This window comes from Pseudostreptobacillus sp., from assembly GCF_977040545.1.
In genome coordinates this window covers 1-9,880 of record NZ_CDRRBS010000035.1, presented here as the reverse complement: position 1 = coordinate 9,880, position 9,880 = coordinate 1, and the positions used below count along the sequence as shown (strand labels likewise).

Annotated in this window: 10 protein-coding genes; all 10 read left to right on the top strand. The window is 24.1% G+C overall.

The genetic code is table 11. The annotated features are described in order from the left end of the window. A partial coding sequence (locus ACWYO2_RS03045; RefSeq protein ID WP_455515026.1) for an MATE family efflux transporter occupies positions 1 to 601 on the top strand: 601 nt, incomplete at its 5' end. A 9-nt stretch (positions 602 to 610) separates the two neighbouring features. Beyond that, positions 611 to 2,137 (top strand): deoxyguanosinetriphosphate triphosphohydrolase, encoded by a 1,527-nt coding sequence (locus ACWYO2_RS03040; protein ID WP_455515025.1) that lies wholly within the window; start codon positions 611 to 613, stop codon positions 2,135 to 2,137. Beyond that, a complete protein-coding gene (locus tag ACWYO2_RS03035; RefSeq protein WP_455515024.1) occupies positions 2,137 to 2,733 on the top strand; it encodes a helix-turn-helix domain-containing protein in 597 nt (198 codons plus the stop codon). The genes ACWYO2_RS03040 and ACWYO2_RS03035 overlap by 1 nt, the downstream gene beginning before the upstream one ends. After that, complete coding sequence (locus ACWYO2_RS03030; protein ID WP_455515023.1) at positions 2,733 to 3,518, top strand: site-2 protease family protein; 786 nt, start codon at positions 2,733 to 2,735, stop codon at positions 3,516 to 3,518. The genes ACWYO2_RS03035 and ACWYO2_RS03030 overlap by 1 nt, the downstream gene beginning before the upstream one ends. A 139-nt stretch (positions 3,519 to 3,657) precedes the next feature. After that, positions 3,658 to 4,176 (top strand): tRNA (uridine(34)/cytosine(34)/5-carboxymethylaminomethyluridine(34)-2'-O)-methyltransferase TrmL, encoded by a 519-nt coding sequence (trmL, locus tag ACWYO2_RS03025; RefSeq protein ID WP_455515022.1) that lies wholly within the window; start codon positions 3,658 to 3,660, stop codon positions 4,174 to 4,176. Next, positions 4,173 to 6,050, top strand: a complete 1,878-nt coding sequence (gene metG / locus ACWYO2_RS03020) for a methionine--tRNA ligase (RefSeq protein ID WP_455515021.1) — start codon at positions 4,173 to 4,175, stop codon at positions 6,048 to 6,050. Before trmL ends, metG begins: the two co-directional genes overlap by 4 nt. Before the next feature lie 9 nt (positions 6,051 to 6,059). Next, positions 6,060 to 7,415 carry a tetratricopeptide repeat protein gene (locus tag ACWYO2_RS03015; protein ID WP_455515020.1) on the top strand — a complete coding sequence of 452 codons (1,356 nt, stop codon included), beginning with the start codon at positions 6,060 to 6,062 and terminating at the stop codon, positions 7,413 to 7,415. Positions 7,416 to 7,424: 9 nt separating this feature from the next. Then, positions 7,425 to 7,895, top strand: coding sequence for a TlpA family protein disulfide reductase (locus ACWYO2_RS03010; RefSeq protein WP_455515019.1), 471 nt, complete (start codon positions 7,425 to 7,427; stop codon positions 7,893 to 7,895). Then, positions 7,895 to 8,650 carry an exodeoxyribonuclease III gene (locus ACWYO2_RS03005; RefSeq protein ID WP_455515018.1) on the top strand — a complete coding sequence of 252 codons (756 nt, stop codon included), beginning with the start codon at positions 7,895 to 7,897 and terminating at the stop codon, positions 8,648 to 8,650. Before ACWYO2_RS03010 ends, ACWYO2_RS03005 begins: the two co-directional genes overlap by 1 nt. Positions 8,651 to 8,821: 171 nt before the next feature. Beyond that, positions 8,822 to 9,880 (top strand): hypothetical protein (locus ACWYO2_RS03000; RefSeq protein ID WP_455515017.1); only part of this gene is annotated, 1,059 nt, incomplete at its 3' end.

Here is a 9,880-nt window from a genome sequence, read left to right as displayed (position 1 = left end):
AATATTTTGGGTTATAGGAACTAATTTTAAAACTAGATTTTATTCTAAAATTGGTGTAGTAGAATTTGCAGCTATTGTTACAACTACAACTATTAGCTCTATTGTATTTAGTGTTTTTTCTGGTATTTCAAATGCCTCAGCAGTTATTATTGGAAATGAGCTTGGTAAAGGAGATTTAAAAAAAGCAGAATTAGTATCTAAAGTTTGTATAAAACTAATGTTTTTACTTTCTATAATTCTAGGATTAATACTAATTTTAACAACACCTTTTATACTACGGATTATGGGTATAAATACCGAACTCAGTAAACTGACTAACTCTATAATGTATATGGAGGCTATAAGTCTGGTTTATAAAGCAATATCATTACTATTTGTTGTAGGTATACTAAGAGCAGGAGGAGATATATACTTTGGTATGATAGTAGATATGGTAGGTGTGTGGTTTATTTCATTACCTTTAATATATTTAGGATTAAATATATTTGATTTAGATATAAAATATGTATATTTACTAGGTGGTATTTCAGATTTATTTTCTTCAATAATTTGTTATTTTAGATATAAAGAAAAAAAATGGTTAAAAATAATATTAGAATAGAGGTAAAATATGAATTGGAAACAATTACTTTCGATAGATACGAAAAGAGCTAGAAGTAGAATAAAAGCTAGTGATATTAGAAGTGATTTTGATAAAGATTATCATAGAATAATATCATCACCTTCTTTTAGAAGATTACAAGATAAAACTCAAGCATTTCCATTAGAAGAAAATGATTTTGTTAGAACAAGATTAACACATTCTTTAGAAGTTTCTTCTTTCGGTAAATCATTAGGTCAGTATTTAGGTAAAAAAATTATTGAAGATAAAATAGATAAAGATTTTGGTTATGAGGAATTAGAAGCTATATGTACTATACTTGCATCAGCATCTTTAATACACGATATAGGAAATCCACCATTTGGACATTTTGGAGAAGATACTATAAGAGTATGGTTTAAAGATAATCTTTCTAAATTAATTATTAAAGATTTAAATGGCGAAGAGAAAAAATTAAGTGAAATCTTAAATGAACAAATGATAAGTGACTTTACTAATTTTGAAGGAAATGCTCAAGCAATAAGGGTAGTATCAAAACTACATTTTATAGTTGATGAATACGGTATGAATTTAACATATGCATTGTTAAATACATTGATTAAATATCCAGTTTCTTCACTTAATATAGATAAAAATAGTGGAAATATAAAAGATAAAAAAATGGGATATTTTTTAGCTGAAGAAGATATATTTTGGGATATAGTAAAATCAACGGGTACATATGATGTTGAAACGAATAAAGTATTTAGACATCCTTTAACTTTTTTATTAGAAGCAGCAGATGATATAGCGTATGCTACTGCTGATATAGAAGATGGACTTAAAAAAGGATTTATAAATTATTATAATTTATTAAATGAACTTAATATGGCAGGATTTACTGAAGGTAATCTTTATTATGATAGATTATTGAAATATAGAGTTGATGCAGTTAAAAATAATTATAATAAACCAGATAGTTATGCAGCAAGTAGATGGATAATATCTATACAAGGTCTAATAATACGTGATACCATAAAAAGATTTATAGATAATTATGATAACATAATGAATGGTAGATTTAAGAATGAACTTTTATCTGAAACAGAAGCTTCAAATGTTCTTAAATTGTTAAAAGAAATTGCAAGAAAATATATATTTGAATCTAAAAATAATAATAAAATGGAATTAGGTTCAAATACTATGATACAGTTTTTATTAGATAAATTTGTTAAATCTGTTATAAATTATGATACACCTTATGAAAATGATAGTTTAATAGATAAAAAATTTAGAATATTGTTGAGTGATAATCAAAAACAAACATATAGAATATATTCAAAAAAATATGAAACAAAGATGTTAAATGAACTTAATGAAAAGATTAAATTAGAACAATTAGAAGGAAAGCAAAAAGATAGTTTAGAAAATGAATATAAGAATAAAATATATTCATATAAACTTTATTTAAGATTATTGATTGTTACCGATTATATTTCAGGAATGACAGATACATATATGAAAAGTACATATCAAGAATTAATGGGGATAAAATAATGGAATTTAAGTGTACGAAACTATTAAAAAAAATAGGTTTTTCAGAAATAGAAGCAAAAATATATGAATGTTTGGTATATAAACCAGGGTTAAATCCAACACAATTATCTAAAATTTTAGAAATTTCTAGAAGTGCAGCATATACAAGTGTTTCAAATCTTGAAAGTAAAGGATTTCTTTTATTAATTCCTGCAAATGATGATTCAAAAAACTATAATTCTGAATCACCAAATAAAATTTTAGAAAAATTAAAAATAGAGTATATGGATATATTTGAACAATTAGATATTAGTTTTAAAGAATTTAATAAAAATTCGAAAAATATTTCTATGTATGAAATTTCAGGAAAAGATAACATATTATCATATATTTTTAAGATTTTAAAAGGTGAAAATACGTATGTTTTAGGAGAAGTTGTTGAAGAGTATAAAAATTATGTAGATAATATTGAAAAAATTTATTCTGAGGAAGATATGACTTTAGTAAATGAAACAGAGGTTCTAATAATTACAAATGATATTGCTTATTATACACAAAATAAATATATTGTTAGAAATATATATAAAAGGATAGAATTAGAAAAGAGGATTAAATAATGATAATAATTATAACTTTATTAATACTGGGATTAATAATAACTTTACATGAGTTTGGTCATTTTTCAACTGCTAAATATTTTAAAATGCCAGTTTCAGAATTTTCTATAGGAATGGGACCTATAATTTATTCTAAAAAAATTAATGATACGAAATATTCAATAAGAATAATACCTATAGGTGGATTTGTTTCTATTGAAGGTATGATGAAGATTGATAAAAATGATAAAGAATATTCTCATTTAAGTATTGAAGAAATTGAAAAATATAATAGAGAGGGATTTATATCACATCCTAAATGTGAACAACTTGTTGTACTTTTGGCTGGAGTTTTTATGAATTTTTTAACTGCATTTACAGCTTATTTAATATATTCAATAATAGTTGGATATGGATTTATGGGTGCAATTAATGGTTTTTTAAATGGATTTATAGGTACGTTTAAGAGTTTAGAATTATTGATTACAGGGAAAGTAGCTGCAAATAATTTAGTAGGACCAGTTGGTCTTCCAAGTATATTTAAATCTCAAATTGAACAAAATGGATTTATTGTGTTATTACCATTATTTGCAATACTTTCTATAAATATAGGAATTCTTAATTTAATACCAATTCCTGCTGTTGATGGAGGGCGTGTTGTGTTTGTGTTATTAGAAGCTTGTGGAATAAAATTAAATAAAAAAATTGAAGAAACTATTCATACAATAGGATTTATATTAATAATGTTATTAATGATTTATGTGTTTTATAATGATATTATGAGGATAGTTAGTAAATTTGTATAAAAATATAGAAAAGTCGATAGAAAAATATATCTATCGTCTTTTTTATATATATCCTTGATAAAAAAAAATATATATAGTAAAATATACCTATAAATTTTTTAATTATAAATCTATGATTTCTATATGGAAAGGGGATATTATGAACATAGTTTTATATCAACCAGAAATGCCTTATAATACAGGTAATATAGGTAGAAGTTGTGTTATTACAAATACTACTTTACATTTGATTAAACCACTTGGTTTTTCTTTAGATGATAAAGCTGTTAAAAGAGCAGGTCTTGATTATTGGAAGTATGTTAAAGTAAAAGTATGGGAAAGTTTTGAAGACTTTCTTTCTAATAAAGGTGATGGTAAAATATACTTTGCTACAACTAAAACAACAAAAAAATATACGGATGTTACATATAATGAAAATGACTATATTATGTTTGGACCAGAATCACGTGGTATACCTGAAGAAATATTAAATAAATATAAAGAAGATAATATAACTATACCTATGCTAAAAATAGGAAGATCTCTTAATTTATCAAATTCAGCTGCAATAATACTTTATGAAGCATTAAGACAAACAGATTTTGAGTTTGATATGGATGAAATAGAAGTTGAAAGAATAAAATATGAATTAACAGAAAAGGGAGCGACAAAAAAATGAAAACAATGTATATAACGACACCAATATATTATCCAAATGCAAAACCGCATTTAGGTACTGCTTATACTACTGTAATATGTGATGTTATATCAAGATATAATAAACTTAAAGGAATAGATGTTAAGTTTATTACTGGAACTGATGAACATGGTCAAAAAATAGAAGAAAGTGCTAAAAAAAATAATGTTACACCCCAAGAATGGGTAGATTTTATGAAATCTGATTTTATTAAATTGTGGGATAAATTAAATATAGAATATGATGAGTTTGTTAGAACAACTAATCCTATACATGAAAAAAATGTTCAAAAAATTATAGAAACTGTTTATAAAAATGGAGATATATATAGTGGTGAATATATAGGAAAATATTCTGTTAGTGAAGAAACTTTTGTTACAGAATCACAACTTGTAGATGGTAAGTATATGGGTAAAGAAGTAATAGATATGGTAGAAAAATCATATTTCTTTAAACTATCAAAATATCAAGATAAATTACTTGAATTTTATGAAAATAATCCTGATTTTATTAAACCACAAAGTAGAAGAAATGAAGTTATATCTTTTGTAAAACAAGGATTACAAGATTTATCTATTTCAAGAACTTCATTTAAATGGGGAATACCTTTACCACTAGATAAAGATCATATAGTTTATGTTTGGTTTGATGCTTTAAATTCATATCTTACAGGAGCTGGTTTTGGAAGTGATGATTTTAATAAATATTGGAATAATGGAGAAGTAATACATGTTGTAGGAAAAGATATTTTAAGATTTCATGCAATAATATGGCCTGCTATGCTTATGTCTGCTGGTATAGAACTACCTAATACTTTAGGTGTTCATGGTTGGTGGACTATAGAAGGTGAAAAAATGAGTAAATCATTAGGTAATGTAGTAGACCCAATAGAAGTTGTAGAAGAATATGGTGTAGATTCATTTAGATATTTTTTACTTAGAGAGGCAACATTTGGACAGGATGCAGACTATTCTAAAAAAACATTTATTCAAAGAATAAATAGTGATTTAGCAAATGATTTAGGAAATTTAATAAATAGAGTAGTTGGAATGCAAAATAAATATTTTGAACTTATTGTTTCTAGAACAGATAAAAGTGAAGAAATTGATAATGAGTTATTAAATTTATGGAAAGAAACTTTAGAAAATGTAGATAAATCATACACAGATTTTAATTTTTCTGAAATGTTAAAAAATATATGGAAATTTATTTCTAGACTTAATAAGTATATAGATGAAACTGAACCTTGGATTTTATTTAAAAATGGAAATTTAGAAAGATTAAATCAAGTTTTATATAACCTTGTAGAAGGTATATATAAAATTGGGGTATTAATTTATCCAGTAATGCCGGAAACTTCAAATAAAATATTACATAGTTTAGGTATAGAAAAAAATGTTAAAGATATTAAATTAGTAGATATTAAAGATTGGTATATTTTTCCATCAAATACTAAATTAAATACAAATGATGTTTTATTTCCTAGGATAGAAATAGTAGAAAATGAATATGATGATATAGAAATCAGTAATCCTATAACTATAGATGATTTTAATAATATAGATATTAGGGTAGTAGAAATTAAGAAAGTTGAGAGAATTAAAGAAAGTGATGCTCTTTTAAAATTTATAATAGATACTGGCAAGGATAAAAGACAAATATTATCGGGAGTTGCAAGATATTATAAACAAGAACAAGATTTAGTAGGGAAAAAAGTAGCTGCTGTATTAAATCTTAAACCGGTAGAATTAAAAGGTCATATATCACAAGGTATGCTTTTAACAACAGTTGAAAAGAAGAAAACTAAGCTTTTAACAGTTGATGATTCAATTAAAAATAATTCTCAAATTAGATAGGTGTTATAAATGAAGAATAATAAAATATTAAAAGAAATAATATTAGTTTTTTCTTTAGTTTTAGTTGTTTTTATTGTATATCTGTTTAAAAAAAATATATACTTCAATCAGGCTTTTGATTATGTTGAAGAGGCTGTTATTAAAATATATGAGGAAGATAATGATAATACTTTGAAATATTTAGAAAAAGCTGCAGATAAAAATGATCCTGAAATATATGAAACTATAAATGGATTAGTAGATGAAGAAATATTAAAAAAATTCTATGATGATAAAGAAAATATTTCTTTCGGTTATGCAGAATATAGAAATGCTAGATATGATTTGTTTTCAAATAAGAGTGGGGAAGCTATAGAAAAATTAGAAAAATCAGCTAAACAAAATAATGTTGAAGCAATAGCATTTTTAGCGAGTTATTTATATAATTTAAAAAGATATACCGAAGCTTATAGTTATTTTAAAAAAGCATACGAACTTAAAAATTATACTGTTTATCCAGTTTATATAGATATGAGTAAAAATTTAGAGGAATATAAGCAAATGGAAGAATTATATATTAAGTATAATAAAAATGATATTACATCTGCTGAAAGATTAAGGTTAGGTAAGTTTTTGATAGAAAAGTATGATGCAGTAGATTCCTACAAAGTTTTAAAACCTTTTATAGAAGAAAAGAATGTTGATGCTCTCTTTGCAAAGGCACAGTATTTAGAGTTAGAAGGCGAACAGGATGAAGCTATGAGTATATATAAGGAATTATATAAGACATATAAGCATACTAAGTCAGCAATAAAATTACTTCAAAATTCTGATGTATCAACTATAAGTAAGAGAAAAGAAAACATTGAATTAATTAATCAAATACCTCATTTTGATAAAGAATTAGAATTTATAAAAGCCAATTTATATTTTGAAAATGATGAATGGGTTAAGGCAAAAGAAATATATGATAAACTTGAGAAAATGGAGTATATACCTGTTTATAGAAAACTTGGAGAATATTATGAAAATTCAGGAGATCCATATAATTCTATAAATATGTATAAAAAAGCATTTGAGTTTGGAGATATTACAGTAGCAACTAAACTTGTAAATTTAAATCAAGAATATAAGTTTTTATTTGATATAGATCTTAATGAAGAATATGATGACTATTTAAAGATAGCCTCTAAATTAGGTGATGCTGAATCTAGTTTACTTTTAGCACAAAAATCAACCGATAAATATGAAAGAAAAAAATATGCTTTAATAGCTTTATCACAGGAAAATATCAAAGCACTAGAAATTTTAATAGATATAGCTAATAGTGATAAAAATAAAGAAAAAATTAAAATATACACAAATATATTAATAAATAATAAATAGGGTGGGGAAATGAAAAAAATATTATTGTTTTTACTTTTGGTTTTACCTATATTTTCTTTTTCAAAGATAAAATATGAAAAATTAGGGAATCAAGATTTATATGAAAAAGTATTGCAAACTGATAAAAATGCGGTAATTATTTATGCTGCCGCATGGTGTCCTGCTTGTCAAAATTTTTTGAAAAATTATAACAAAATAAAAAATAAAATGAATAATATAAAAACGTATATTATAGTTTATCCTTATATTGTTCATAATAAAGAATTATATGATTATGAAGAAGAAAGTATTTCTTATTCTAATAAAAATAATTATTTGCATAATATTTATCTTGATGATGAACTTAGTATAATGGAGAAGTATGAAATAGACTCTATACCATCTGTTACTTTGATAAAAGATGGAAAAGAATTTGGAATATTTACTAACGATAATGCTGATATTCATAAAATTTTAAAATTATTTAAATTAGGAGAGTAATGAAAAAATATATATCATGGAATGTAAATGGTTTGAGAGCCGTTATAAAAAAAGGATTTTTAGAATATATTGAAGAAGAAAACCCTGATATAATAGGGTTACAAGAAATAAAACTTAGTGAAGGACAGTTAGATTTAGAAATACCTGGTTATAATATGTATTACAATTATGCAGAAAGAAAAGGGTATTCAGGTACTGCAATATTTACAAAAGAAAAACCAATAAATGTGACTTATGGTATTGGAATTGAAGAACATGATAATGAAGGACGTGTAATAACTGCGGAATTTTCTGAATACTATTTTGTAACAGTGTATACACCTAATTCTAAAGATAAGTTATTAAGATTAGATTATAGAATGATATGGGAAGATGAATTTTTAAAATATTTAAAAAATTTAGAAAAATCAAAGCCTGTAATTGTTTGTGGAGATTTAAATGTGGCTCATAAGGAAATTGATTTAAAAAATCCTAAAACAAATACAAGAAATCCAGGTTTTACAATAGAAGAAAGAAATAAATTTACAAATCTACTTGATTCTGGATTTATAGATACTTTTAGATATTTTTATCCAGATAAAGAATTTGCATATTCTTGGTGGTCGTATAGAGGGAATGCTAGAAAGAATAATACTGGCTGGAGAATAGACTATTTTTGTATTTCAGAAAGTTTAAAAAATAGAATAATTGATTCTGAAATACAGTCAAATATAGAAGGATCAGATCATTGTCCTGTAGTTTTATATATAAAGTAAAGGTTGTAGGTTATGCCTACATCTTTTTTTTATTAAAAAGGAACGTAAATAATTTGAAATAACTATATTTTATATATATAATAATCATATATAATATATATGATTGAAGTTGTTTACAAAAACTTTATTTTAATATATAATTATAGGTAGACTAAAATATAGGAGGTTTTGATGAAAAAAATCATGTTATTTATAAGTTTGCTTAGTTCTTACAGTTTATTAGCTGAAACTGAAGCAATTCTTAAAACAGGATTAGAAATAAATCCTGAATTTGCACCTGTATATGAAAATAAAGATAAAAATATATATGGCAAAGATATTTCACACAATAAGACTGGATATAATTTAAAATTATTAGATTTGAATATAGATATAAAAGATAAGGGCTTAAGTTTAGGGACCCAAATTAAATCTCAACGTAATAATATAACTTTAAATGATTGGGATGGTGATACAACTGATACTTCTTATGATAAAGAAACTAGAGTAAAAAATCACGATTTAGGTATAAAACTTAATGCTAAATATATTTCTCCAGAATTTTTTGGTTTGAAATCTACAACAGAATTGAAATATTATGTTGATAATTTAGTAAATAATAGAAAAATAGATAAAAATACTAATATTGTTACTGATTTAGAAACTCCAGAAGAATTTATTGAAGATGATGGTAGTAAAGAAAGATTAGGTAATACTATTATAAAATCAGCATTAAATGGTAAGTTTTTAAATAAAGTAAATGTAAATGCAGATGTAGAATATAAAGCTAATCAATTAGTGAGATTTGATAAAGATACCTCTCATCTAAAAACTAATTTGAGATTATCAGGTAATCCTACGGAAGATGTTAAGGTAGAAGGAAAGTATTCATTAAATTATGATTTAAATTTTGCAAATACAAAATTTGATCCTTTAACAGCTAAATTAGATGAATTCCCTGATTATTTAGGTGGTAATTATGTTGATTTAATTAGACAAGAAGTTGGCTCTAAAATAACTACAAAATTCGGTGAAACAGATAATTTTGTAACTATAATAAAAACAGGAATTGATACCTTTGTACAAGGTGGAGAAAATAAAAATGAACCAATAAGATCAATATATAATAAATTTTCACCTATTCTTGCGTTTTCATTTGAAAAAAAATTAGGAAATAATATAGTTTTAAAACCTGAATTTAATAATAAAATTGATTTTAGACATACAGTATTTTATCCACAAACTGAAAAA